Below are 24,333 nucleotides of genomic sequence, written 5' to 3' on the forward strand. Positions count from 1 at the left end.
ATGCGTAGTGCGTGGTTCGACAAGCTCACCATGAGGGAGAGTGTGGATGCAACGATAGTCGCGACGTTGCAGAATTCAGCTCCCCTCACCACCCATCTCCGTCATCCTCGGGCTTGACCCGAGGACCCATAATTTAAAAGCGGTGAATATCCGGTTCGTTTGATTTCTTTGGTCGTGGGTCCTCGGGTCAAGCCCGAGGATGACGGAGAGAGGCGCGGTGTGGGAGCCAAGTACTGCAACATTGGCAACTATCATTGCATCCACACTCTCCCTCATGGTTGTTATGTCGAACCACCCAACCGTGGGCGGCCAAGCGAGTGATACTCCAGCCCGGCACCATCAAGATCCTGCTCGCCAAAAACATTGCGCAGATCGAACAGCACATTGCCCTTCATCAGATTGGCGACTTTTTTCAGATCAAGCGCGCGGTAGGCGTTCCATTCGGTCAGGAGCACGGTGATATCAGCGCCCTCAATGGCTTCATAGGCTGACTTGCACCAGATAACACCGGGCAGAACAGGCTCGGCGGCAGAGCGAGCTTCCGGGTCATGCGCGCGGACTGTCAGTCCAGCTTTTTGCAGAGCCGGAATGATATCGAGCGAGGGTGACTCGCGAATGTCATCGGTATTCGGCTTGAAGGCGATACCAAGCGCTGCAACCGTCTTGGCACCGCTTTTGGCAGCCGCTGCGATAACACGCTGGGCCATGGAACGCTTGCGCTGCTCGTTGACGGTCACAACCTGTTCGATCAGCGTCTGCGGTGCATTCATCTTGCGCCCCGTTGCCGCATAGGCGCGCGTATCCTTCGGAAAACACGATCCGCCAAAGCCCGGTCCCGCATGGAGGAATTTTGAGCCAATGCGATTATCCATGCCAATAGCGCGCGCCACATCCTGCACATTGCCACCGGTCTTTTCGCAAAGATCAGCCACTTCGTTGATGAATGTCACCTTCATCGCCAGAAAGGCATTGGCGGCATATTTGATGATCTCGGCGTTTTCGAGCGTTGTCACAATCATCGGCGTTTCACGCAGATAAAGCGGACGATAGACCCGCTTCATGGCGTTGGCACCGCGTTCGTCATGCACACCGACGACAACGCGGTCGGGGCGTAGAAAATCCTCGACCGCCGAGCCTTCGCGCAAGAACTCCGGATTGGAAACCATCGAGAATGGAACATCGGGCCGCGCCTTGGCAATATGGGCGCGCACATCCGCATTGGTGCCGACGACAACCGTTGACTTGATAACGATCACCGCGCCGGGCTTCATGGCCGCCGCGATTTCATCAGCCGCCGCATAGATATATTGAAGGTCGGCCTCGCCGTCACCACGGCGCGAAGGCGTACCCACGGCGATAAAGATCACATCCGCATCGGCGACGGTTGATGCCAGCTCGGTGGTAAAAATCAGGCGGCCGTCGCGGGCGTTGCGGGACAGGAGTTCATCGAGACCGGGCTCGTAGATCGTCACTTCACCGGCCTGCAACCGCTCGATGATCGCAGGGTTTTTGTCGACACAGGTAACCTGAAAGCCAAATTCGGCAAAGCAAACACCTGAAACCAGACCAACATAGCCAGTCCCGATCATCGCAATCTTCATCGCACTATCCCATCCGTAACGTCAATTTCGCGCAGACATGTCGCATATTCGCGCGGCGCTGCCAATTGCAGATCAAAACGCCAGCCACGAGGTCGCGACTGGCGTTTTCGGTGTCTCTTATCTAGGCCATTTCACCGGTGGTTCAAGCCAGTTTTGGCGGCGTGCGGTCCGGTCCCCGGCGCTCGGCAGATGCTGCCCACAAATTGATGTTCGCATCGTTCGCATAGGTGTCGATTTCGGCAAGCTCGGCGTCGGTAAATTCAAGATTTTCCAACGACTTGACGCAATCGATAACCTGTTGCGGCTTGCTGGCACCGATCAGCGCCGTGGTGATCCGCCCGCGACGCAGCACCCAGGCAAGCGCCATCTGTGCCAAAGTCTGGCCGCGCTTCGACGCAATCGCGTTCAAAGCGCGGATATTGGCAAGGTTCTGCTCGCTGAGGAATGCCGGATTAAGCGATTTGCCCTGTGCGGCGCGGCTCTCATCAGGCACGCCCTTGAGATATTTGTCAGTCAGCATGCCCTGTGACAGCGGCGAGAACACAATGGAGCCGATGCCGAGTTCTTCGAGCGTATCGACAAGACCGTCCTCTTCAATCCAGCGATTGATCATGGAATAGCTTGGCTGATGGATCAGGCATGGCGTGCCCAGTTCTTCCAGAATTGCCGCTGCTTCACGGGTGCGGTGCGAATTGTAGGACGAGATGCCGACATACTGCGCCCGGCCGGAACGGACGATATGGTCAAGCGCCATCATGGTTTCTTCCAGCGGTGTATCCGGATCAAAACGGTGCGAATAGAAAATATCGACATAATCGAGACCCAGCCGCTTCAGGCTCTGGTCGCAGCTGGCAATCATATATTTGCGGCTGCCCCACTCGCCATAAGGTCCCGGCCACATGCCGTACCCGGCCTTCGAAGAGATAATCAGCTCATCACGATAGCCGTTGAAATCATTGCGCAGGATTTCGCCAAAAGCTTCTTCAGCGGAACCGGGCGGCGGGCCGTAATTATTGGCAAGATCGAAATGGGTAATGCCAAGATCAAACGCCTGACGGCAGATCGCCTGTTTGGTCTGGTGCGGCGTGTCATGACCGAAATTGTGCCACAACCCCAAAGAAATCGCCGGTAGTTTGAGGCCGCTCTTGCCACAGCGATTATACTTCATCGTGTCATAGCGTTTGGAGTCTGGAGTCCATTTCATGGCTTATTCTCTTCCCTGTCATCTGTCTCGCCGAGACGGACGATTTCCGTTTCAGCGCGCCGGACTATGAACGAAAGTCATAATGATGTCATGACAGGAAATACGTAAGTCGCATTGCTATTTTACGTAAAATACGTAAAATACGTATTATACGTAAAATACGTATTCAGGCCCGGAGCTGATTATGAAGCAGTTCACATTTTCAGAGGTTAATCGCCAGTCGGGCGAAATCCTTGATGCAGCCTTGGTGGAACCCGTAGCTCTGACCAAACGCGGCAAAGAAAAGCTTATCATTCTAACCGCAGAAAAATATCAGCAATTGGTAGGGGCGCTGAAGACGACAGCATATACGTTGGAAGATGCGCCCGACGATGTTCACGACACGCTGATGGAAGGTCTGGACGCAATCATCACCGGCGATAATGACGATTAAGCCGGGGGATGTGCTCCAATACTATTACTTGTGGGCACGTCAGTCGGATGCAGGAGAAGAGTCCGGCAGAAAGGCGCGACCCGTCTGCCTTGTTGTGAAAACGATAGCAAACCCAGCCAGCCTCTATCTATTTCCAATCACATCGGGAATGCCTGACAGGTCCAGAATTCACGCGTCGGTAAGCGAGATCGAGTGCCACCGTGCTGGTCTCAACTTTCCCTCTTGGCTGATCCTTGATGAATACAACAGGATTGATATGGATCAGGCCTATGACTTTGCATCGACAAAGCCAATTGGAGCGTTCAGCCCTGCATTCCTTCGAAAAGTTGCAATCCTCATAAAACAGGCATCCGCAGAACGCCGGGTACGCGCCGTTCTGCGGAGTTAACGTCAAGCCTTGATGATCATGTCCTTGTCATCGAAACGGTAGGTGCGCCCGGCATCCGGTGTCGCATAAAGTACCTGATCGACCTCATACTGATGCTCGCCGAAGAGCCGCACCGTTAGCGGACCGAAATCGGTCTGCAGATAGATGATTGTATCGGCGCCAAGATGTTCCACATGGATAACCCCGCCCTTCCACGTTCCTGATGTATTGCTGACCTGAATATGTTCAGGGCGAATGCCAACGGTCTTTGCCGTGGCGTCGCCGAGCTTTGCGCCTTCGATCAGATTCATCTGCGGCGAACCGATGAAGCCAGCCACGAATAACGTCTGCGGCGAATTATAAAGCTCCATAGGCGAGCCGACCTGCTCGATCCTGCCCTTGTTCAGAACCACGATCTTGTCGGCCAGCGTCATCGCCTCCACCTGATCGTGGGTGACGTAAATCATCGTCGCTTTAAGCTGCCGGTGCAGGCGGGCGATCTCAAGCCGCGTGTTAACGCGCAGCGCCGCATCAAGGTTCGACAGGGGTTCGTCAAACAGGAACAGTTGCGGCTCGCGCACAATGGCACGCCCGATGGCCACGCGCTGGCGCTGACCGCCGGAGAGTTCGGACGGACGACGTTCGAGATAATCATCGAGCGAGAGCATGCCTGACGCGACCTTGATGCGTTCCTTGATTTCCTCTGTCGGTTTGCCAGCCTGCTTCAGGCCAAGGCCCATATTGTCCCGGACAGAAAGATGCGGGTAGAGCGCATAAGTCTGGAACACCATGGCGATGCCGCGCTTTGCCGGCGGTGTGTTGTTGACCTTCTTGCCATCGATCAGGATTTCGCCTGATGTTGCATCCTCCAGCCCGGCGATCACACGCAAAAGGGTTGATTTGCCACAGCCGGATGGTCCGACAAAAATCACGAATTCGCCATCCTTGACCTCAAGGTCAATGCCTTTCAGCACGTCCACGTGGCCGAAAGACTTACGAATATTTTCAATCTTCAAAGAACCCAATGTCTTGTTCCCGTCTTCAAACTTTTAATTAAAGGTCAACCGGCTTGCCGGTGCGCACGCTTTCATCTGCCGCAAGACAGACACTCAGCGATCGCACGGCATCCTGCATGTGGCGGCCAAGGTCGAGATTTTCCCGGATGGCTTTGAGCACAAAGGCCTGCTCCAGATCACAAAGATCCTGATGACCGGGTTCGCCCGCCATGTTGAGCAGTTCGTCCGGCTTGGCAAAACGCCCGTCAGCGCCCCTTTTGGCCGAATGCAACCGGATGGTCGATGTCTTGGTATGCGAGTCGATATCATCCGACTTGGCGTTCTGGTCCATGACAATGGACACACAGCCATTGGGCGAAATGACATCCTTTACGAAGAAAGCCGTTTCCGAAATCATCGGACCCCAGCCCGCCTCATACCAGCCGACGGAATTGTCATCGAACAGCACCTGAAGATGGCCGTAATTGTACATCTTGGCGTCGATCTCATCAGAGAGCCGCACCCCCATGCCGCGTACCTGAACGGGCTTGGCATCGGTAATCTGCAACATCACATCAAGATAATGCACACCGCAATCGACGATGGGCGATGTGGTCTGCATCAGCGCCTTGTGAGTTTCCCATGTGGGTCCGCTCGACTGTTGGTTGAGGTTCATGCGGAAAACATAGGGGCCGCCGAGCTTGCGGGCTTCCCCGATCAGCCGCACCCATGAGGGATGATGGCGCAGGATATAGCCAATCACCAGCTTGCGGCCATATTGCTTGGCCGCAGCCACCACACGTTCCGCATCGGCAACCGTGGTTGCAAGCGGCTTTTCGACAAAAACATCGGCTCCGGCTGCCATGGCCGCAACCGCATAATCCGCGTGGCTGTCGGAATAAGTGTTGATCGAAACCAGTTCCGGTTTGAGTTCAGCCAGCGCCTGTTCGAACGATGGATGGATTGTATAGCCCTGCAATTCCTCGGCCAGCGGCACGACGGAGCGGTTCACCAGTCCGACAATCTCAAAACCGGGATTGTTGTGATAGGCGAGCGCGTGGCTTCGGCCCATATTGCCAAGCCCTGCAACCAGAACCCGCACGGGCTTTTGCGTATTCGCGCTCATTTGACGGCTCCGGATGTAATGCCGCGGATCAATTGCCGCGAGAACAGGAAGTAGAGGACGAGCACCGGCAGAATGGCGAGGGTGAGTGCCGCCAGAACCGCATTCCAGTTGGTGACGAACTGGCCGATGAACACCTGCGATCCCAAGGTAACGGTCTTGGTTGCGTCGCTCGGAGCAAGGATCAGCGGGAACCACAGATCGTTCCAGATCGGGATCATGGTGAACACGGCAACCGTGGCCATGGCTGGCCGCACCAGCGGCAGCACCAGCCGGAAGAAGATCGAATATTCAGACAGCCCATCGATACGCCCGGCATTCTTCAGATCGTCGGACACGGTGCGCATGAACTCGGTCAGGATGAACACGGCAAGTGGCAGGCCCTGCGCCGTATAAACGAGGATCAGCGCAGTCAGCGTATTGACGAGACCGGTTGCAACCATGCCTTGAAGGATGGCGACTGTACCAAGGCGGATCGGGATCATGATGCCAAGAGCAAGATAGAGACCCGTCAATGCATTCCCGCGGAAGCGGTATTCCGACAGCGCGAAGGCAGCCATGGCGCCGAACAGCAGCACGAAGAAAATCGACACGGATGTGACGATCAGGCTGTTCTGGAAGTACAGGGTGAAGTCCCCCTGCTTCAGCACCGATTCATAGCCAACCAGGCTGAAACTCTTTGCATCAGGCAGACCAAGCGGATTGCGGAAAATCGACGCCCGGTCCTTGAACGAGTTGATGACGGTCAGGAACACCGGGAACAGCGCAATCAGTGTATAGATAATCAACGCCAGATGGACGAAACCGGAGCGAAGGGGCGACGTGCGGGCTTTTGCCATGATGAGACCCTCCTAGAACTGGTATCGGCGCATGCGCCGCTGGATGGCGAAGAGATAGATGCAGACACCGGTCAGGATGATAAGGAACATCACCGTCGCAATGGTTGCGCCCATGGATTTGTCACCGATCTGCAGCTGGAAGCCGAAGAAGGTGCGGTAAAGCAGCGTACCCAGAATATCCGTCGATCCATCAGGCCCCGCCAGCGCGCCCTGCACCGTATAAACAAGATCGAAAGCGTTGAAATTGCCGACAAAAGTGAGAATGGAGATGATGCCGATGGATGGCAGGATCAGCGGCAGCTTGATTTTCCAGAACTGGCTCCAGCCGGTAATGCCATCGCATTCCGCAGCTTCAAGAACCTCTTCTGGAATGCTCAGCATCGAGGCGTAAATCAGCATCGTCGGGATGCCAACATTCTGCCAGACCGAAATCAGCGATACGGTGATGAGCGCCGTATCCGGCCTTCCCAGCCACGGCGCAAACAGCGATTTCAGGCCGACCAGATCAAGCAGATAGGGCGATACACCCCAGATCGGCGAGAGGATCAGCTTCCAGATGAAGCCGACAATCACGAAGGAGAGCAGCGTCGGCAGGAACAGCGCGGTTCGGTAGAATGCGCCAAACCGCAGCTTTGGTACGGAAAGCAGCGCCGCGAGGGCAACGCCAATCGGGTTCTGCACCAGCATATGGATCAGGAAGAAAACGAAATTGTTGCGCAGGGCATTCCAGAAACTGGCCGACCAGCGCGGCTCACCAAACAGGGTCTGGAAATTGCCGAAGCCGACAAATACGCTATGGCCGTCGACCTCGTTGAACAGGGACAGGCGCAATGTCTCGATCAGAGGCAGGATCATGATTGCCGTGTAGACGATCACCGCCGGCAGCAGGAACACAAGGATGTGCCAGCGCCGTGTGCGTTTGTCCTGACCCGTGTCAGACTGGGTATAGTCGGCCGTGCTCATTAAATCGCAAACCCCTGCTTCTTGATTTGTTGGTCATGGAAAACCGGTCCATGACTGCCGTTCGTCAAACGAATGGTCGACAATAATCGCAATATCCGGAGCGGCTCGACAAAACCTGCTCGCGATAAAGAAAATGCCGGGACGGCATGCACCATCCCGGCATTGAATTGCTTATTTCGCAGGCTTATACCAGCTATCGAGACCATCCTGCAGCTTCTTGGCTGCAACTTCTGGTGTATCAGTGCCGTTGATCACATTGGCCGATTCAACCCAGGTTTCGTTTTCGAGGTTCGGCTTGCCGCGCGACAGGATCTGATAGGTGGAGCGGATCGTTGGCTTGCACTTTTCGCGCCATGACACGAATTCCTGCGCCAGCGGGTCCTTCATCTTGACCGGTGTCGACGACAGGCTGAAGAAGCCCGGCAGCGCATTTGCATAGATGTCGGCGAACTCAGGCGAAGCGACCCATGACAGGAACTTCTTGGCGGCTTCAGGATTCTTGCTCTTCGCATTCATCGCTGCACCAAGATCGGCATGATCCGAGATGTAGCAGGTGTCGCCAGCCTTCTGGACCGGTGGCAGGAACGCACCCATCTTGAACTGCGCCTGTGTGTTGAACAGCGAGATTTCCCACGAACCGGCAGGATAAATCGCAGCACGGCCGAGTGTGAACAGGTTCTGGCTGTCTGGATAGGTCTGGGCTTCGAAACCGTCGCCGAGATAATCCTTCCACTTGGCCAGCGTCTTGTAAGGCGCAACCCAATCCGCATCGGTAAGCTTCTGCGTACCCTTGATCAGTGCAGTACGGCCTTCTTCGCCCTTCCAGTAGTTTGGACCAATGTTCTGGTAGCCCATGGTTGCGGCTTCCCAGAGATCCTTGGTGCCCATGGCGAGCGGAATGTAGGTGCCGTCCTTCTTGATCTTGTCGAGAGCAGCGAAGAATTCAGCTTCCGTCGTTGGAACAGCGATGCCGAGCTTGTCAAAAGCATCCTTGTTGTAGATGAAGCCGTGGATAACCGAGGCCATCGGCACGCAGAACGTGTCGGAACCATCGTCCGTGCTCCAGGCGGCCTTGGCAACTGGAGAGAAGTTCTCGATGCCCGGAAGGCTCTTCAGGCTCGACAGATTGCCGCGCTTGAACTGTTCCAGCGACTTGTCGAAGGGCCGGCAGGTGATGATGTCACCGGCGCTGCCTGCATCGAAGCGGGCGCCAAGTGCGGCATCATATTCGGTTGGTGGTGTCGGTGCGAACTTGATCTTGATGCCGGGATTCTTCGCTTCGAAGGCCGGGATCAGCTTTTCCTGCCAGATCGCAAGATCGTCGGTACGCCAGCTTTCAATTGTCAGCGTGGTGTCGGCAGCGTGCGCGAAACCGGCCGAAGCCAGAATGCTGGTAGCCATAAGCAGTGTTTTTAAAGTCGTGCTTCCCATTTTAGTCTCCTGTTGCACCCTTTTGAGCAGTGCCGTTAACGAGAGCCGAGGCTCCCTTTGAGTTCCGAAAGCGCCGGGCGTAGCCTCTGTTGATTGCCTTCGAGAATGTGTGATGCCTGTTTTGCATTGGCGGCTCCGGCGGCCAGCAGGATCGCGGATTTCACCGAACCGCCAGATGAGGCCAGATGCTGCTTTGCATGCGCGATATCGCAGGCACCGATAGCCGAAACGATGATCGCCGCGCGCTCACGCAGCTTTTCATTGTCGGCAACGAGATTGACCATATAGCCGTCATGCACATGGCCAAGATGCACAGCCATCAGCGTCGACAAGAGGTTGAGCGCGATCTTCTGCGCAGTGCCTGCCCCCATTCGGGTTGATCCGGCGACGATTTCCGGCGGCGTTTCCAGCGTGATGGCAACATCAGCCTGCGCGAAAAGCGGAACATCAGGATTATTGGCAATGGCAATGATTTTCAGCCCGCGCCGCTTGGCTTCATCATTCGCTGCGAGCGCATAGGGCGTGGTGCCGCTGGCGGAAATGGAAATCAGACAGTCGCCCTGCCCCAGTCCCGCACCGGCAATGTCTCTGGCGGCCTGCTCGACATCATCTTCATAGCTGCCTGCAAGGCGATTAAGGCCTTCAATACCACCCGCCAGCAGAATAACAACGCGGTCAGGGGCAATGCCGTAGGTGCCAGGCAATTCAAGCGCGTCGGCAAGGGCCATCAAGCCGGAGCTGCCCGCAGCGGCATAGGCGATGCGCCCGCCAGCGGCGAGAGTCTCGGCGGCCAGCAATGCGCCCTTGGCAATGGAATCCGTTGCGCGCGCCACCGAAGCCGCAGCCTCGATCTGCGCCTCGTGCAGCAAACGCAAAACATCTTCTGGCGATCGCTCGTCCAGTCCGGATGCCTTGTCGTTGCGTTGCTCGGTACGGGTTACCACCACTCGCCTCTCCTCATTGCGATAATTAATGCCAAAAAAATACCACTTGTCCAGCAGTTCTTAAAAAAATCCTGAATTGATTTTTGCATAAATTAAATTTCCCAATAAAATCAACATGATAATTAAAAGTGGAAAAAACATGGAATTAACGCTTGGCTATTGGTATTTTATTGGTATTCTATTTTTCGGAGGACGGTTGACGTGACATATCTTCTGGGAATTGATGGTGGCGGAACGGGTTGCAGAGCAGCTGTGACCGATAGGAATGGCCTCGTTCTGGGCATCGGCAAAAGCGGTTCGGCCAATATCATGACCGATATGGATGCCGCACGCCTGAACATTCTCGATGCCACGCGCGCAGCCTTTACCACTGCCGGCATTGATCATGCAGCGATTGCATCCACGGACGCGGTTCTCGGACTTGCCGGGGCGCTGATCAGCGGCAACAGTAAAAAGTTGCAGGCAACACTGCCGTTTCGCCAATCACTGGTCTTTTCGGATGGTGTCATTGCCCTTCAGGGTGCGCTTGGCGACAATGATGGAACGGTGGTCATCATTGGAACGGGGTCCTTCTTTCTCACCCGCGACGGCAATGAAATCCGTTTTGCCGGAGGCTGGGGCTTCAAGGTTGGTGATCTTGGCGGCGGCGCCAGAATTGGCCGCGACCTTCTGGAAGAAACACTACTTGCCTATGACCACTTTCATCCCTCCTCGCCTCTGACCGATAGCGTCATGGCGCGCTTTGAGAACAACCCGCACCGTATTGTCGAGTTTGCCCATTCGGCCCGTCCCGGCGATTTTGGTGGCCTTGCCCCCATGGTTTTCGAATATGCCGCGAAGAATGACCCGATAGCACTGGCAATGCTGCAGAAATCGGTAATGCAGATTGAAGAGGGTCTTGATGCGATCATGCCGTCAGCACAGGAACGTCTGTCATTGATCGGCGGCCTTGGTGCATTGTTTGAAGCGCGCCTTTCCCCCCGTTACAGAGCAAAGCTGCATAAGCCCCTGAACGATGCGCTCACCGGTGCCGTGCAACTCGCCGTGAAGAATTTTGCATCGGCGGGCAAGGAGGCGGTACATGGCTGATGGTCTGATCGATATCCTGCCGACGCTCAATGACAGCTCCGCCAGTGGCGGTCCGCTTTATGTCAAACTCCAACGGCTGATTGAAACGGCGGTGCGTGACGGCATGTTGCAACCGGGCGATGCATTACCACCGGAGCGGGAACTCGCCACCATCGCCGATATTTCGCGCGTTACCGTGCGCAAAGCTGTTCAGGGTCTGGTGAATACTGGGCTGCTTGTTCAGCGGCATGGATCAGGCACATTCGTCGCGCCCCGCTCCGAGCGGGTCGAGCAATCGCTTTCGCATCTCACATCCTTCACCGAAGACATGGCGCGGCGCGGCATGATCGTCCGCTCCACCTGGCTTGATCGCGGCATCTATGCGCCATCGCCGGAGGAAATGGTCACACTCGGATTGTCATCAGGCGAGAAGGTCGCGCGTATCAGCCGTTTGCGCGTTGCCAATGACACACCCATGGCCATTGAACGCGCTGCCCTGTCCATTCATGTCCTGCCCAATCCGGAACTGGTGACACTCTCACTCTATGCGGTGCTTGCAGAAGGCGGCAACCGCCCGGCCCGCGCTATCCAGCGCATTTCGGCGGCGATCCTCAAAGAGGCCGATGCCAAGCTGCTAGAGGTTCCCGCCGGTTCCGCCAGCCTCAACATAGAACGCATATCCTACCTTGAATCAGGAAAAGTGATCGAGTTCACCCGGTCGATTTACCGGGCGGACGCCTATGAATTCGTCGCGGAGCTGAAGCTCGGCGACTCCTCGGAAATTTCAGGAGCAGTACTTTGACCAACGGAACACTCATGCGCGCAGAAATCCTGTCCATCCCGGATGTGACAGCACGGTTTCTCGATGCATCCCGCGATACGCTGGCCAATGCCGGGGCAAAACTGCGCGAGAAAAACCCGCCCTTCCTCGCATCCATTGCGCGCGGCTCGTCGGACCATGTTACGGCATACCTGAAATATGCAACTGAACTGACCGCAGGCATTCCGGTTGCCTCGCTCGGACCTTCGATTGCCTCGATTTACGGTGTGACGCTGAAGCTCGAAAGCGCCGCAACGCTTTCCATTTCTCAATCCGGTAAAAGCCCTGACATTGTCAGCATGACCAAGGCCGCGCGCGAAAGCGGTGCGCTGACGCTCGCTATTACTAATGAAATCAACTCCGATCTCGCCTATGCCAGCAATCTTGCTATCGATATTCTGGCCGGACAAGAACGTAGCGTCGCAGCCACCAAGACCTTTGTCAGTTCGGCGGTAGCTGGTCTCGCGCTGATCGGTCACTGGACCCAGAATGAAGAGCTTCTGACAGCCATTGATGAGCTTCCCAAAGCGCTTGCGGCAGCCATCCGCTGCGACTGGTCGCCTTTTGGCGCTGCGATGAAGGGCGAAAACTCCCTGTTCGTGCTGGGTCGTGGACCCTCATTTGCCGTCTCTAACGAAGTCGCGCTAAAATTCAAGGAAACCAGCGCCATGCATGCGGAATCCTACTCCGCTGCGGAAGTCATGCACGGACCGAAGGCTATTGTCGGCAAGGACTTCCCTGTTCTGGTGCTGGCAACACGCGATGCAGCTGAGGATTCGCTCGTTGAAGCCGCTGACCGCCTGGCCGAACAGGAAGCCGCCGTGTTTCTCACGTCTGCCAAGCCATCAAAGGCGACCGCCCTGCCGTTCATCGCCACGTCGCATCCGCTCACTGACCCGCTGACCCTGCTGGTTTCGTTCTATGCTTTCGTTGAGGAATTTGCCCGCAGCCGCGGCCTTAATCCGGATGAGCCACCGCATTTGAGAAAAGTGACTGAAACAATATGAGCACTGCCTATGCACTGACCGGCGCCGACATTTTCGACGGCGAAAACTGGCACACCGGTTCCGCTATCCTTGTTGATGAGGGCGTTATCTCCGCTATCGTTGCCGAAGCGGATATCCCCGCCGGGATCAGGCGCGTCGAAATGCAGGGCGGCAAGCTGGTGCCCGGTTTCATCGACGTTCAGGTGAATGGAGGCGGCGGTGTGCTCCTGAATGACGGTCCGACCGTTGAAGCGATCAGGACGATCTGCAAGGCGCATGTGGCGTTTGGCACCACTGCTCTGCTGCCGACCCTGATTACCGATACGCCAGAGATCACCAACGCAGCTATTGCGGCGGGCAAGGCTGCGGCACAGGAAAAGGTTGCCGGTTTTATTGGCCTGCACCTTGAAGGCCCCCACCTTTCCGTATCGCACAAGGGCACGCACGACCCGGCGCTTATCCGCCCTATGGAAGACAGCGATCTCGTGGCCATCATCGAAGCCGTGCAGGAACTGCCGGTTCTGCTGACCACAGTCGCGCCGGAAACCGTTCCTGCGGACAAGATCAAAGCCATGGTGGATACGGGCGTTATTGTCAGCATCGGCCATAGCGGTGCTTCCTATGACATTGCAATCGCGGCAAAGGAAGCCGGTGCTTCCATGGCTACGCACCTCTTCAACGCCATGAGCCAGCTCGGGCATCGTGCGCCGGGTGTTGTCGGGGCTGTTCTTGAATCGGGCGAATTGTCAGCAGGCTTGATCGCCGACGGGTTCCATGTGGACAAGGCTTCCATGGCAATTGCGTTGCGGGCGAAAAAAGGCCCGGCTAAAATTTTTCTCGTCACCGATGCCATGTCGACGATTGGCACTGACATCACCACCTTTACGCTGAATGGCCGGACAATCCGTCGCGAGGGCGGGCGCCTGACGCTTGAAGATGGCACGCTGGCCGGTGCTGATCTTGATATGATTTCAGCTGTTCGTTTCGTGCATCACGAGCTTGGGCTTGATCTCGATGAAGCCCTGCGCATGGCCTCGCTTTATCCGGCGGAAAGCATCCGCATCGATCATCAGTACGGGCGCATTAACGCTGGCTACGTCGCCAATATCGTTCACCTTGATGATGCGCTTGATGTTGATCATGTGTGGATTGATGGCGATGTGCATTACGCGCGTGGTTCGACAAGCTCACCATGAGGAACTTGGGCGGATGCAATGCTAATCGCAAGGGTAGCAGAATTTAGCTCCCCACCCCACGCCCATCCAACTCTGTCATCCTCGGGCTTGACCCGAGGACCCACAATTTAAAATGCATCGAGCGTCCACATTCGTCTGACCTCCTTAGCGGTGGGTCCTCGGGTCATCCTCGGGTTAAACCCGAGGACTGAGGATGACGGGTAGAGGTATGTCCTCCCGTGGATGGCAGAGATGGGTAGGGGGTGGGGAGCTAAATTCTACAACGTTGGCGATTAGCGTTGCATCACCCCTCTCCCTCATGGTGAGCTTGTCGAACCACGAACCAAGAAACACGCACAACAAGTTCAACCCGCACCCATCTCCCTCATGAGCACCACCCGAGTTGACGGCCTTCTCCGATTGGCGATACTTTCCATCCAAGCAATCGGAGAAGTGAAATGGCCAAGGATGCGCTTGTTGTTATCGACGTGCAGAATGATTTTTGCCCGGGCGGTACGCTGGCAGTGGATGGCGGCAACGAGATTGTTCCAATCATCAACAAGCTGATCGTCCGGTTCGATCATGTGATCCTCACGCAGGATTGGCATCCTGCGGGTCATTCCAGTTTTGCCTCCACCCATCCCGGCAAGGCCCCCTTCGATACGATCAAAATGCCCTATGGTGACCAGACCCTATGGCCCAATCATTGCATTCAGGGCACACCGGGCGCCGAGTTTCATTCCGATCTGCACTGGACCAAAGCTGAACTCGTCATTCGCAAGGGTTTCCGCCCGCACATCGACAGCTATTCGGCTTTTTTCGAAAATGACCGCAAGACCCCAACCGGGCTTGGCGGTTACTTGCGTGAACGCGGAATCACCAATGTGACCCTTGTCGGTCTTGCCACGGATTACTGTGTCGCCTATTCGGCGCTGGATGCCGTAAGCCACGGTTTTTCTGCCGATGTGCTGCTCGATGCCAGCCGTGCCATCGACATGGGCGGGTCGCTTGCCGCCATGGTCACAAAAATGCGCAATGCCGGTGTTACCCTGATCTGACCGGCAAAAAGTGAACAGCTGCGCATTTTTTCCACAGGCTCGGTGTCAGACTTTAGGCCAACGTTATAAAACTGTTGTTTCTCTGTCACATAATGAGGATAGTGCCCGTAAGCGCACTCTAGATGACGCCTCATTATGGGAGACACACATGACATTTCGCGGCACTTCGCTAAGCCTCGCATTCGGGCTTATCCTTGCATCCTCCACCTCATCTTTCGCCCTCACCGAAATCAGCTGGTGGCACGCCATGACGGGCGCCAACAACGAGGTTGTTGAAACCCTCTCCAAGGAATTCAACGAGAGCCAGAGCGAATACAAGGTGGTTCCTGTATTCAAGGGCACCTACCCCGAAACACTCAATGCAGGCATTGCCGCGTTCCGTGCCAAGCAGGCGCCGCACATCATGCAGGTTTTCGACGCTGGAACGGGCGTCATGATGGGCGCTGAAGGCGCTATCAAGCCGGTTGCCGACATCCTCTCCATGGGTGGCGCAAAGTTCGACAAGAGCCTCTATCTGCCTGGAATCGTTGCATATTATTCCAAGCCTGACGGCACCATGCTGTCCTTCCCCTACAACAGTTCGTCGCCGATCCTTTATTACAACAAGGATATCTTCAAGAAGGCAGGCCTTGACGAAAATAACCCGCCTAAGACATGGCCCGAGGTTTGGGAAGCAGCCAAGAAGATCAAGACCAGCGGCGCGGCCAAATGCGGTTACACCTCCACTTGGCTGACGTGGATTCACACGGAAAACTTCGCCGCATGGAATAATCTGTCCTACGGCACCAATGAAAACGGCATTGCCGGAACCGATGTCGAACTGAAGATCAATGCTCCGCTCTTCGTCAAGCATTTTCAGGAACTGGCCGATCTGGCCAAGGACGGCACATTCCGTTACGGCGGCCGCACGTCCGAAGCCAAGCCGCTATTCCTATCGGGCGAATGCGGCATCTTCACTGAATCGTCAGGCGGTCTCGGCGACGTGGTCAAATCTGGCATGAACTACGGCACCGGCCAGCTTCCCTATGATCCCGATGCCAAGGGCGCACCACAGAACACAACACCCGGCGGCGCCAGCCTTTGGGTATTCGGCGGCAAGACCGATGCCGAATATAAGGGTGTAGCAGCCTTCTTCACCTTCCTGTCGCGCACCGACATTCAGGCCCGCCTGCATCAGGTTTCCGGCTATCTGCCGGTAACGCTTGCCGCTTACGAGGAAACCAAGAAGTCGGGTTTCTACGACAAGAACCCCGCCCGCGAAATTCCGATCAAGCAGATGATGGGCAAGGCACCGACCGAGAACTCCAAGGGCGTGCGCCTGCCGAATCTGCCACAGGTGCGTGATATCGAGAACGAAGAGTTCGAGAATATGCTCTCCGGCAAGCAGACTGCCCAGCAGGCCCTCGACAATGCCGTCAAGCGCGGCAATGCAGCCATCAAACAGGCTAACGGCCAGTAAGCGCCTGTTCATGAACATCCCGTCCGCATTCCCAGCGGGCGGGATAATTTTCAAGAGGGGCAATCATGGCATCGTCAACGCGCGTCACCTTTCCAAATAAGTTTCTGCCCTATCTCCTGTTGGCGCCGCAGCTCGCCATCACGATTGTCTTTTTCTATTGGCCAGCGTCCCAGGCCATCCGCCAGTCGGTCCTGCGGGAAGACCCGTTTGGCCTGTCGACCCAGTTTGTCGGACTTGGAAATTTCAAACGTATCCTCAGTGACCCCAATTACCTGAACTCGCTTCAGGTGACGGTCGTCTTCTCCATCGCCACAGCCGTGATCGCCATGGGTTTTGCCCTGATGTTTGCCGTCATGGCCGACAAGGTCATCCGCGGCAAAGGCATCTACCGCACGCTGATGATCTGGCCTTACGCGGTGGCTCCGGCCATTGCCGGCATGCTCTGGCTGTTCCTGTTCAATCCATCCATGGGCACATTTGCCTATATGATCCGCTCTGCCGGATACAATTGGGACCCGTTGCTCAATAGCGGTCAGGCAATGCTGCTTGTGGTCGCTGCCGCCGCGTGGAAGCAGATCAGCTATAATTTCCTGTTTTTCGTTGCCGGGCTCCAGTCCATTCCGAAATCACTGATTGAAGCTGCCGCCATTGACGGCGCGGGTGAAACCAAGCGTTTCTGGACCATCGTCTTCCCGCTGCTCGCCCCGACGACGTTCTTCCTTCTGGTGGTCAACACCGTCTACGCCTTCTTCGACACGTTCGGCATCATTCACGCCGTTACGGGCGGCGGCCCCGGCAAGGCAACGGAGACACTGGTCTACAAGGTTTATAATGACGGCTTCGTCAATCTGATCCTTGGCGACTCCGCCGCGCAATCAGTCATCCTCATGGTTATTGTTATCGGTCTGACGGCGATCCAGTTCCGTTATGTCGAGCGCAAAGTTCATTACGGCTGAGGGGAAAAGACATGATCCAGAACAATCCCATCAGCCGTATCGTGGCCCATATCGTCCTGATTATCGGTATCCTGATCGTCGCCTTCCCGATCTACTACGCCTTTATCGCATCAACACAGTCGCTGCAGGACATTATGCGTCCGCCGTTGTCGCTGCTGCCCGGCGGGCATTTCTGGGAAAACTATACAACCGCGCTTTTCGGCGGCATTGGCCGTATCGGCGGCGTCGGTGTTGGCCGCCTGCTCATCAACACAACGATCATGGCGCTGGCAATTGCCGTCGGCAAGATCATCATCTCGATTCTGTCAGCCTATGCCATCGTGTTTTTCCGCTTCCCGGGCCGCATGATCTTCTTCTGGTTGATCTTCATCACGCTGATGCTCCCGGTCGAAGTGCGCATCCTGCCAACCTATAAGGTCATGGTCGATCTCGGTCTCATCGACACCTATACGGGCCTTACGGTTCCACTCATGGCATCGGCAACGGCAACGCTGCTGTTCCGCCAGTTCTTCATGACCATACCGGGCGAACTGGTCGAAGCGGCGCGCGTTGATGGTGCGGGGCCATGGCGCTTCTTCAAGGACATCCTGCTTCCTTTGTCCAAAACCAATATCGCAGCGCTGTTCGTCATCCTCTTCATCTACGGCTGGACCCAATATCTCTGGCCCCTGCTGATGACAAATCGCAATGACATGACAACCATCGTCATCGGTCTGCGCAAAATGATTTCCTTCGCCGATGCCGATACCGAATGGCATCTGGTGATGGTGACCTGCATTCTGGCCATCCTCCCCCCGGTCCTCGTCGTTGTCCTGATGCAACGCTGGTTCGTGCGCGGTCTGGTCGAAACGGAGAAATGATCTCACATGGCAAGTGTTGAACTTACGAATGTCCGCAAGGTTTATGCCGGTGCCGTCGAGGCGGTCAAAGGCGTCGACATCGCAATCAAGGACGGCGCGTTGTGCGTGCTTGTTGGCCCGTCAGGCTGCGGAAAATCGACGCTTCTGCGCATGATTGCCGGATTGGAATCGATCACTGACGGTACGGTCAAGATCGACAACAAGGTCGTCAATGATCTCGGACCGGCCGAGCGCGATATCGCCATGGTCTTCCAGAATTATGCGCTTTATCCGCATATGAAAGTCTATGACAATATGGCTTATGGCCTGCGCAACCGCGGCATGCCGAAGGATCAGATTGACAAGCGGGTGCGTGAGGCAGCCGCGACCCTCGAACTCACGCATCTTCTCGAGCGCCGCCCGAAGGAACTGTCAGGTGGCCAGCGCCAGCGCGTGGCCATGGGCCGTGCCATCGTACGCAACCCGAAAGTGTTTCTCTTTGACGAGCCGCTTTCTAATCTGGATGCCAAGCTGCGCGGTCAGATGCGTGTCGAAATCAAGAACCTGCAGCGCCAGCTCGGCGTGACCAGCGTTTATGTCACCCATGATCAGTTGGAGGCGATGACGCTCGCCGACATTCTTGTGGTGATGAATGCCGGTGCTGTCGAACAGATTGGCGCGCCACTGGATATCTACGAAAAGCCTGCCAGCACATTCGTGGCAAGCTTTATCGGCGCCCCGCCAATGAACCTTATTCCGGTGACATCAGACGGTTCGGGATTGATCCTGAAAGACGGCACCCGGATCGGCGCGCAGGGTCTTGCGGTGACCGACAAGGACGCAATCATCGGTTTCCGTCCGGAAGATCTGGAAGTTGCCACCGGGACCGAGTCGCATGTTGGCGGCCTTTTGCTTGACCTCAAAGTGCTCGGTGTCGAGCCTGTCGGTGCGGAAAGCTATGTCTATGGCATTATCGGCGGCGAACGGGTTGTCGTCCGGGTTGCAGGTCGTTCGGTATCACAGCCCGATGATCATCTCAGGGTCATCATCCCCAAGGAAAAGCTGCACCTTTTTGGCGGCAACGGGAAGCGCCTCTAAGGCGTTTTAGAGAGATCACTCCCCTCTACCATCAAGGCAGAAGGGAGTGAGATTATCATTTACCAGGCTGGAACAGCAGCACCCTTGTACTTGTCCAGGATGAACTGCTTGACCGGGTCGGAATGGTAGGATTCGATCAGCGTCTTGACCCAAGGCTTATCCTTGTCGGCTTTACGAACGGCGATCAGATTGACGTAAGGTGCCTTTTCGCCTTCCTTCAGGATCGGGTCCTTCATCGGATCAAGACCAGCTTCAAGCGCATAATTGGTGTTGATCGCGGCGGCATCGACATCATCGATCGAACGCGGCAGCTGGGCTGCATCGAGCTCGACGAACTTGAAGTTCTTCTTGTTCTCGACGATATCGGCAAGCGTGACTTTAAGGCCGGAACCTTCCTTCAGCTTGATGGCGCCTTTATCCGCGATGATGAGCAGCGCGCGGCCGCCATTGGTCGGATCGTTCGGAATGGCAATGGTTGCACCATCGGCCAGTTCATCAAAGCTCTTCACCTTCTTCGAATAAACGCCCATCGGGAAATTTACCGTGTAGGCGACATCAACCAGATCAAATTTGCGGTCGGCAATCTGGTTGTCGAGATAGGGCTTGTGCTGGAACGAGTTGGCATCAAGCTCGCCATCGTTCAGCGCCTGATTGGGCACGACATAGTCGGAAAATTCGAAAATCTCGATATCAAGGCCCTTTGGCTTGGCGATTTCCTTGACCTTTTCCATGATCTGCGCGTGTTCGCCGGGCGTCACGCCAATCTTGATCGTTTCGGCAAGCGCACTGGTGGCGCTGAGAATTGCCGCCAGCGCAGCCGTGGCGAGGATTTTCTTCAACATTTTACTCTCCTGTTTTAACAAAACTCAATTCAGCGGGGACGAATGCGCTTGTCGAACTGCCGCGCCAACCGGTCGCCAGCGCTTTGGACAAGTTGAACAAGCACGATCAGCACAAGAACCACGACAGCCATCACGTCAGGCATGAAACGTTGATAGCCATAACGAATGCCGAGATCGCCCAGACCTCCACCACCAACGGCGCCGACCATGGCTGAATAACCGATCAGGCTGACAATGGTCAGTGTTAACGCCGATGCAATACCGGGCCGCGCTTCCGCCAGCAGAACCTTGAACACGATCTGAACCGGGCTTGCCCCCATAGCGCGGGCCGCTTCCGTCAATCCCGGATCAACTTCGCGGATCGCCGATTCAACCAGCCGCGCAATAAAGGGAATGGTTGCAATGGTCAGCGGAACAATAGCCGCCGTCGTGCCGATTGAGGTTCCGGCAATCATCCGCGTGAATGGGATAATGGCAACAACGAGAATGATGAAGGGTGTCGAGCGGGCGGCATTGACGATAAGCCCCAGCACCTTGTTGACCGAAGGCGCGGCAAACAGCTCGCCCCGCTCACTGGTCGCCAGAAAAACGCCCAGCGGAATACCAAACAACGAACCAATGAGGCCGGCCACTGCAACCATATAAAGCGTCTGGCCCATGGACTTCAAAAGCAGTGCGAAAATATCAGCGGACATAACCGACAACCTCCGATGACAGGCCATGATCGGCGAGAAAGCGTCGGGCCTCGACTATCCTTGCCTCATCGGCCAGCAGTGAAACAACCAGCATACCAAAAGGACGACCGGCAATCTCGTCAACCGCACCCGCCATAATATTGACCTCAATACCAAGATCGCTGCCGAGCCGTGCAAGCATCGGCTCTGTCGCATTCTCACCCTTGAAGATGATGCGAAGAATCGTTCGCAGACCCGGCTCTGGCTCTTCCACCATCTGCCGCGTCAGAAACTCCGGCAGGTGCAGACCTGCGAGACCGCCGAGCAGCGAACGCGTGGTTGCATGGGTATGACCGGTGAAAACATCGAAGGTTGGCCCCTGCTCGACAATGCGCCCGCCATCGATAACCGCCACATGATCAGCGATGGTTTTGATCACTTCCATCTCGTGGGTAATCAGAAGAACCGTAAGGCCAAGCTCCCTGTTGATCGTCTTGAGCAGGGCAAGAATGGAACGTGTCGTTTCCGGATCGAGCGCCGACGTCGCCTCATCCGACAAAAGCAGTTTTGGTTCCGTTGCCAAAGCACGGGCAATACCAATGCGCTGCTTTTGCCCTCCTGAAAGTTCGGATGGGTAACGGTTGCGTTTGTCTGAGAGACCAACAAGATCAAGCAGCGGTGTCACGCGCTTTTCAATAGTCTGTCTATCGATACCGGCGATCTCGAGCGGCAGCGCAATATTGTCGAACGCTGTGCGCGACGAAAGCAGATTGAAATGCTGGAAGATCATGCCGATTGAGCGGCGCACGTCTCGCAAGCTTTTCTCGTCAAGCTCGGCAATGTTCACACCATCAACAATGACGCGGCCCGCGGTGGGTTTCTCCAGCCCGTTGACCAGCCGGATCAATGTGGATTTGCCCGCACCCGAGCGCCCGATAATGCCTGTCACGGAACCGCGCGGGACCGTGAGATCAACACCATCCAGCGCCGCGACTTCCGCGCTGGTGCGCCCCGCAGCAAACCGCTTGGAAACACTTTCAAACACCACCATGGGATTTGCCGCTTTGGCCAACCCCTTGTCAGCAGCCTCTCCCGTCTTTTGTACCAACGTTGTCATACTCATTTGCGCTGCACTTGCAGCCGCCCTGTTGTCTGTTTGCGACTGTCTATACCGATCAGGTCGAGATTTCGATAGGGCCTGCGGACAAGCATGAACATTTTCGACGGAAGAAATATTGATTTCATCGAACTGTGGTCTGAATTGTTCTCATGAACAACGCAGTTTTCTTGCCACTTTAGTTATAAATAACTATTAAAAACAACCACTTACCTCACTAGATTCAACTCTGCATTTCTGGCAAGGCCGGATGAAAACAGGCAATGCATTGAGCAGGCGTTCTACACGCAATCCGTTTGAGGGTGAAGCAGCACGCACTGAGCCAGCCGGTGTATCGAGAAGATGGGCCTCTCGACCGCGGCAACGGCCTTGCTCTCAAATCTGGAGGTGCTCTATGCGGTATAAACCGTTTAGCGTCACGCTAGTGGTGAAAAGAACCCAGACAGGCTGGCAGCTGATCGTCCGGGTTCAATTCAAAACCTAGTCCCGGAGGACGGGCGAAAGTCCGTCCCTCACTCCAGAACCTTACAACACCTCATCGGGAATTCCAACCAACCACAGGTTTCAGATCATACTTTCAAGTGGCATGAGATACCTTCAACTTTAGTTCCAAACTTCCTTGTTAGAACAACCGCTTACCTCAAAAGATTCAACTCTGCATTTCTGGCGCGGCTTCGAAAAAGCAGGCAGCGTTGAGCAGGCGTTTTTACGCGCAATCCGTTTGAGGGTGAAGCAGCACGCACTGAGCCAGCCGGTGTATCGAGAAGATGGGCCTCTCGACTGCGGCAACGGCCTTGCTCTCAAATCTGGAGGTGCTCTATGCGGTACAAACCGTTTAGCGTCACGCTAGTGGTGAAAAGAACCCGGACCGGCTGGACGCTGATGTTCCGGGTTCAATTCACTAGCTAGAACAGAGGGACGGGCGAAAGTCCGTCCCTCACTCCAGAACCTTACAACACCTCAACCATATTTCCAACCAACCACAGGTTTCAGATTAGGCTGCAAGTGCAAGTTTTGATGCGTTCAGGCCACGCTCCAGATCGTCGAGAATATCGTCGATATGTTCGATGCCAACCGAAAGGCGAATATACCCTTCAGAAACACCACTTGCGCGTTGCTCGTCCGGTGAAAGCTGGGAGTGTGTGGTTGTGGCTGGATGAATGGCGAGGCTTCGCACATCGCCGATATTGGCAACATGATAGAAAAGTTCGAGCGCTTCAATGAATTTGCGCCCGGCCTGCAAACCGCCTTTCAGCTCGAAACCGACCAGACCACCGAAACTGCCGGAAAGGTATTTTTCCGCCCGTTCGCGATCGATCCCGCTCTGCTGGGATGGATGGATAACCTTGGCAATCTCCGGTCGCTTTGCAAGAAAATCCGCAACCTTCTTGGCATTTTCCACATGACGCTCAAGCCGCAGCGCCAGCGTCTCGATCCCCTGTATCGTCTGGAAAGCATTAAAAGGTGAAAGCGCTGCACCGAGGTCACGCAACAGTGTCACGCGCGCCTTGATGATATAGGCCACCGGACCAATGGGCTTGACGGCGTCTGTCCAGACCGCACCATGATAGCTTGGATCAGGCGTATTGAGCGCGGGCTGACGTTCCGGAAATTTCTCCCAGTCGAACTGGCCGCCATCGACGATGATGCCACCGATGGAAGTGCCATGGCCGCCCAGATATTTGGTGGTGGAATAAACGACGATAGCAGCGCCATGCTGCAAAGGGCGCGCAATCAGCGGTGCCGCCGTATTGTCTACGATCAGCGGAATGCCATATTCGCGGCCGATGGCGGCAACTTCGGCGATTGGAAATACAGTCAGCTTCGGATTGGGGAGTGTCTCTGCATAATAGGCGCGGGTTCGCTCATCCGTCGCCCGGCGAAACGCTTCCGGATCTTGAGGATCAACAAAGCGCACTTCGATCCCTTGATCCTTCAGCGTATTGGCAAAGAGATTCCATGTGCCACCATAAAGATCGGTGGAGCTGACGATATTGTCACCTGAACGCGCAAGGTTCTGGACAGCAATCGCCGAAGCCGCCTGCCCTGAGGCAACCGCGAGTGCGGCAATGCCACCATCAAGTGCCGCAATTCGCTTTTCCAGCACATCAGTCGTCGGGTTACCAATGCGCGTATAGATATTGCCGAGTTCCTTCAACGCGAAGAGATTGGCTGCATGTTCCGTATCGCGAAACTGATAGGATGTGGTTTGGTAGATTGGCACTGCCACGGCACCGGTTGCGGGATCAGCCCGCCAGCCGGCATGCAGGGCGATAGTCTCAGGATGCAAATGGACTGCCATGGTTTTCGTCCTTGTGTTGGTGACGGATTAATCACCTGT

The 24,333-nt window shown here is 55.7% G+C and carries 22 protein-coding genes; 10 read left to right on the forward strand and 12 right to left on the reverse strand.

Annotated features, from left to right (window positions below):
• Positions 1-281 precede the first annotated feature (281 nt).
• Together BLU05_RS03905 and mgrA are read right to left on the reverse strand one after the other, a co-directional pair.
• Positions 282-1,601, reverse strand: a complete 1,320-nt coding sequence (locus tag BLU05_RS03905; RefSeq protein WP_091877879.1) for a UDP-glucose dehydrogenase family protein — start codon at positions 1,599-1,601, stop codon at positions 282-284.
• Positions 1,602-1,743: 142 nt separating this feature from the next.
• The gene (gene mgrA / locus BLU05_RS03910) at positions 1,744-2,805 is read right to left on the reverse strand and encodes an L-glyceraldehyde 3-phosphate reductase (RefSeq protein WP_091877880.1); all 1,062 of its coding nucleotides are present in this window, start codon (positions 2,803-2,805) and stop codon (positions 1,744-1,746) included.
• 184 nt (positions 2,806-2,989) lie between these two features.
• Here mgrA and BLU05_RS03915 point away from each other — a divergent pair, with 184 nt between their 5' ends.
• A complete protein-coding gene (locus BLU05_RS03915) occupies positions 2,990-3,238 on the forward strand; it encodes a type II toxin-antitoxin system Phd/YefM family antitoxin (protein WP_091877881.1) in 249 nt (82 codons plus the stop codon).
• A gap of 390 nt (positions 3,239-3,628) precedes the next feature.
• Here the strand turns inward: BLU05_RS03915 and BLU05_RS03925 are convergent, their stop codons facing one another.
• The 6 genes from BLU05_RS03925 to BLU05_RS03950 form a co-directional block, all read right to left on the reverse strand.
• Complete coding sequence (locus BLU05_RS03925) at positions 3,629-4,630, reverse strand: ABC transporter ATP-binding protein (RefSeq protein WP_091877883.1); 1,002 nt, start codon at positions 4,628-4,630, stop codon at positions 3,629-3,631.
• 28 nt (positions 4,631-4,658) lie between these two features.
• Positions 4,659-5,726: a Gfo/Idh/MocA family protein gene (locus tag BLU05_RS03930; protein WP_091877884.1), complete on the reverse strand. Its 1,068-nt coding sequence runs from the start codon at positions 5,724-5,726 to the stop codon at positions 4,659-4,661.
• Positions 5,723-6,562: a carbohydrate ABC transporter permease gene (locus BLU05_RS03935; RefSeq protein ID WP_091877885.1), complete on the reverse strand. Its 840-nt coding sequence runs from the start codon at positions 6,560-6,562 to the stop codon at positions 5,723-5,725. Before BLU05_RS03935 ends, BLU05_RS03930 begins: the two co-directional genes overlap by 4 nt.
• Before the next feature lie 12 nt (positions 6,563-6,574).
• Positions 6,575-7,525 (reverse strand): carbohydrate ABC transporter permease, encoded by a 951-nt coding sequence (locus tag BLU05_RS03940; RefSeq protein ID WP_091877886.1) that lies wholly within the window; start codon positions 7,523-7,525, stop codon positions 6,575-6,577.
• A 171-nt stretch (positions 7,526-7,696) separates the two neighbouring features.
• A complete protein-coding gene (locus tag BLU05_RS03945; protein ID WP_091877887.1) occupies positions 7,697-8,956 on the reverse strand; it encodes an ABC transporter substrate-binding protein in 1,260 nt (419 codons plus the stop codon).
• Positions 8,957-8,991: 35 nt separating this feature from the next.
• Positions 8,992-9,903, reverse strand: coding sequence for an N-acetylmuramic acid 6-phosphate etherase (locus tag BLU05_RS03950; RefSeq protein ID WP_091877888.1), 912 nt, complete (start codon positions 9,901-9,903; stop codon positions 8,992-8,994).
• 198 nt (positions 9,904-10,101) lie between these two features.
• Here BLU05_RS03950 and BLU05_RS03955 point away from each other — a divergent pair, with 198 nt between their 5' ends.
• From BLU05_RS03955 to ugpC, 9 genes are all read left to right on the forward strand, one after another.
• The gene (locus BLU05_RS03955; RefSeq protein ID WP_091877889.1) at positions 10,102-10,989 is read left to right on the forward strand and encodes a glucosamine kinase nucleotide-binding domain-containing protein; all 888 of its coding nucleotides are present in this window, start codon (positions 10,102-10,104) and stop codon (positions 10,987-10,989) included.
• Positions 10,982-11,770, forward strand: coding sequence for a GntR family transcriptional regulator (locus tag BLU05_RS03960; protein WP_091877890.1), 789 nt, complete (start codon positions 10,982-10,984; stop codon positions 11,768-11,770). Before BLU05_RS03955 ends, BLU05_RS03960 begins: the two co-directional genes overlap by 8 nt.
• Positions 11,771-11,784: 14 nt before the next feature.
• Positions 11,785-12,795 carry an SIS domain-containing protein gene (locus BLU05_RS03965; protein ID WP_091878488.1) on the forward strand — a complete coding sequence of 337 codons (1,011 nt, stop codon included), beginning with the start codon at positions 11,785-11,787 and terminating at the stop codon, positions 12,793-12,795.
• Positions 12,792-13,970 (forward strand): N-acetylglucosamine-6-phosphate deacetylase, encoded by a 1,179-nt coding sequence (gene nagA, locus BLU05_RS03970; protein WP_091877891.1) that lies wholly within the window; start codon positions 12,792-12,794, stop codon positions 13,968-13,970. The genes BLU05_RS03965 and nagA overlap by 4 nt, the downstream gene beginning before the upstream one ends.
• Before the next feature lie 437 nt (positions 13,971-14,407).
• The gene (pncA, locus tag BLU05_RS03975) at positions 14,408-15,007 is read left to right on the forward strand and encodes a bifunctional nicotinamidase/pyrazinamidase (RefSeq protein ID WP_091877892.1); all 600 of its coding nucleotides are present in this window, start codon (positions 14,408-14,410) and stop codon (positions 15,005-15,007) included.
• A 148-nt stretch (positions 15,008-15,155) separates the two neighbouring features.
• Positions 15,156-16,466 carry a sn-glycerol-3-phosphate ABC transporter substrate-binding protein UgpB gene (gene ugpB / locus BLU05_RS03980; RefSeq protein WP_091877893.1) on the forward strand — a complete coding sequence of 437 codons (1,311 nt, stop codon included), beginning with the start codon at positions 15,156-15,158 and terminating at the stop codon, positions 16,464-16,466.
• A gap of 65 nt (positions 16,467-16,531) precedes the next feature.
• Entirely contained in the window at positions 16,532-17,422 is an 891-nt protein-coding gene (gene ugpA, locus BLU05_RS03985; RefSeq protein WP_091877894.1) for a sn-glycerol-3-phosphate ABC transporter permease UgpA, read from the forward strand.
• An 11-nt stretch (positions 17,423-17,433) separates the two neighbouring features.
• Entirely contained in the window at positions 17,434-18,282 is an 849-nt protein-coding gene (gene ugpE / locus BLU05_RS03990) for a sn-glycerol-3-phosphate ABC transporter permease UgpE (protein WP_091877895.1), read from the forward strand.
• A gap of 6 nt (positions 18,283-18,288) precedes the next feature.
• On the forward strand, positions 18,289-19,359 hold the full coding sequence (gene ugpC, locus BLU05_RS03995; protein ID WP_091877896.1) for a sn-glycerol-3-phosphate ABC transporter ATP-binding protein UgpC: 1,071 nt from the start codon (positions 18,289-18,291) through the stop codon (positions 19,357-19,359).
• A 59-nt stretch (positions 19,360-19,418) separates the two neighbouring features.
• Here the strand turns inward: ugpC and BLU05_RS04000 are convergent, their stop codons facing one another.
• The 4 genes from BLU05_RS04000 to BLU05_RS04015 form a co-directional block, all read right to left on the reverse strand.
• Entirely contained in the window at positions 19,419-20,198 is a 780-nt protein-coding gene (locus BLU05_RS04000) for a MetQ/NlpA family ABC transporter substrate-binding protein (RefSeq protein ID WP_091878490.1), read from the reverse strand.
• 32 nt (positions 20,199-20,230) lie between these two features.
• On the reverse strand, positions 20,231-20,896 hold the full coding sequence (locus tag BLU05_RS04005; RefSeq protein WP_091877897.1) for a methionine ABC transporter permease: 666 nt from the start codon (positions 20,894-20,896) through the stop codon (positions 20,231-20,233).
• Complete coding sequence (locus BLU05_RS04010) at positions 20,886-21,926, reverse strand: methionine ABC transporter ATP-binding protein (RefSeq protein ID WP_091878492.1); 1,041 nt, start codon at positions 21,924-21,926, stop codon at positions 20,886-20,888. Before BLU05_RS04010 ends, BLU05_RS04005 begins: the two co-directional genes overlap by 11 nt.
• Before the next feature lie 1,060 nt (positions 21,927-22,986).
• Positions 22,987-24,294: an O-acetylhomoserine aminocarboxypropyltransferase/cysteine synthase family protein gene (locus tag BLU05_RS04015; RefSeq protein WP_091877898.1), complete on the reverse strand. Its 1,308-nt coding sequence runs from the start codon at positions 24,292-24,294 to the stop codon at positions 22,987-22,989.
• Positions 24,295-24,333: the final 39 nt, after the last annotated feature.

The organism is Phyllobacterium sp. OV277, from assembly GCF_900104355.1.
Taxonomy (GTDB): Bacteria; Pseudomonadota; Alphaproteobacteria; order Rhizobiales; family Rhizobiaceae; genus Phyllobacterium.

Coding starts and splice junctions, on each gene's coding strand:
- pncA (WP_091877892.1), top strand. CDS start 14,408: ATGGCCAAGGATGCGCTTGTTGTTATCGACGTGCAGAATGATTTTTGC.
- BLU05_RS03905 (WP_091877879.1), bottom strand. CDS start 1,601: ATGAAGATTGCGATGATCGGGACTGGCTATGTTGGTCTGGTTTCAGGT.
- BLU05_RS03945 (WP_091877887.1), bottom strand. CDS start 8,956: ATGGGAAGCACGACTTTAAAAACACTGCTTATGGCTACCAGCATTCTG.
- BLU05_RS03965 (WP_091878488.1), top strand. CDS start 11,785: ATGCGCGCAGAAATCCTGTCCATCCCGGATGTGACAGCACGGTTTCTC.
- ugpE (WP_091877895.1), top strand. CDS start 17,434: ATGATCCAGAACAATCCCATCAGCCGTATCGTGGCCCATATCGTCCTG.
- BLU05_RS04015 (WP_091877898.1), bottom strand. CDS start 24,294: ATGGCAGTCCATTTGCATCCTGAGACTATCGCCCTGCATGCCGGCTGG.
- BLU05_RS03935 (WP_091877885.1), bottom strand. CDS start 6,562: ATGGCAAAAGCCCGCACGTCGCCCCTTCGCTCCGGTTTCGTCCATCTG.
- ugpC (WP_091877896.1), top strand. CDS start 18,289: ATGGCAAGTGTTGAACTTACGAATGTCCGCAAGGTTTATGCCGGTGCC.
- BLU05_RS04005 (WP_091877897.1), bottom strand. CDS start 20,896: ATGTCCGCTGATATTTTCGCACTGCTTTTGAAGTCCATGGGCCAGACG.
- nagA (WP_091877891.1), top strand. CDS start 12,792: ATGAGCACTGCCTATGCACTGACCGGCGCCGACATTTTCGACGGCGAA.
- BLU05_RS03940 (WP_091877886.1), bottom strand. CDS start 7,525: ATGAGCACGGCCGACTATACCCAGTCTGACACGGGTCAGGACAAACGC.
- ugpB (WP_091877893.1), top strand. CDS start 15,156: ATGACATTTCGCGGCACTTCGCTAAGCCTCGCATTCGGGCTTATCCTT.
- BLU05_RS03960 (WP_091877890.1), top strand. CDS start 10,982: ATGGCTGATGGTCTGATCGATATCCTGCCGACGCTCAATGACAGCTCC.
- mgrA (WP_091877880.1), bottom strand. CDS start 2,805: ATGAAATGGACTCCAGACTCCAAACGCTATGACACGATGAAGTATAAT.
- ugpA (WP_091877894.1), top strand. CDS start 16,532: ATGGCATCGTCAACGCGCGTCACCTTTCCAAATAAGTTTCTGCCCTAT.
- BLU05_RS04010 (WP_091878492.1), bottom strand. CDS start 21,926: ATGGTGGTGTTTGAAAGTGTTTCCAAGCGGTTTGCTGCGGGGCGCACC.
- BLU05_RS03930 (WP_091877884.1), bottom strand. CDS start 5,726: ATGAGCGCGAATACGCAAAAGCCCGTGCGGGTTCTGGTTGCAGGGCTT.
- BLU05_RS03915 (WP_091877881.1), top strand. CDS start 2,990: ATGAAGCAGTTCACATTTTCAGAGGTTAATCGCCAGTCGGGCGAAATC.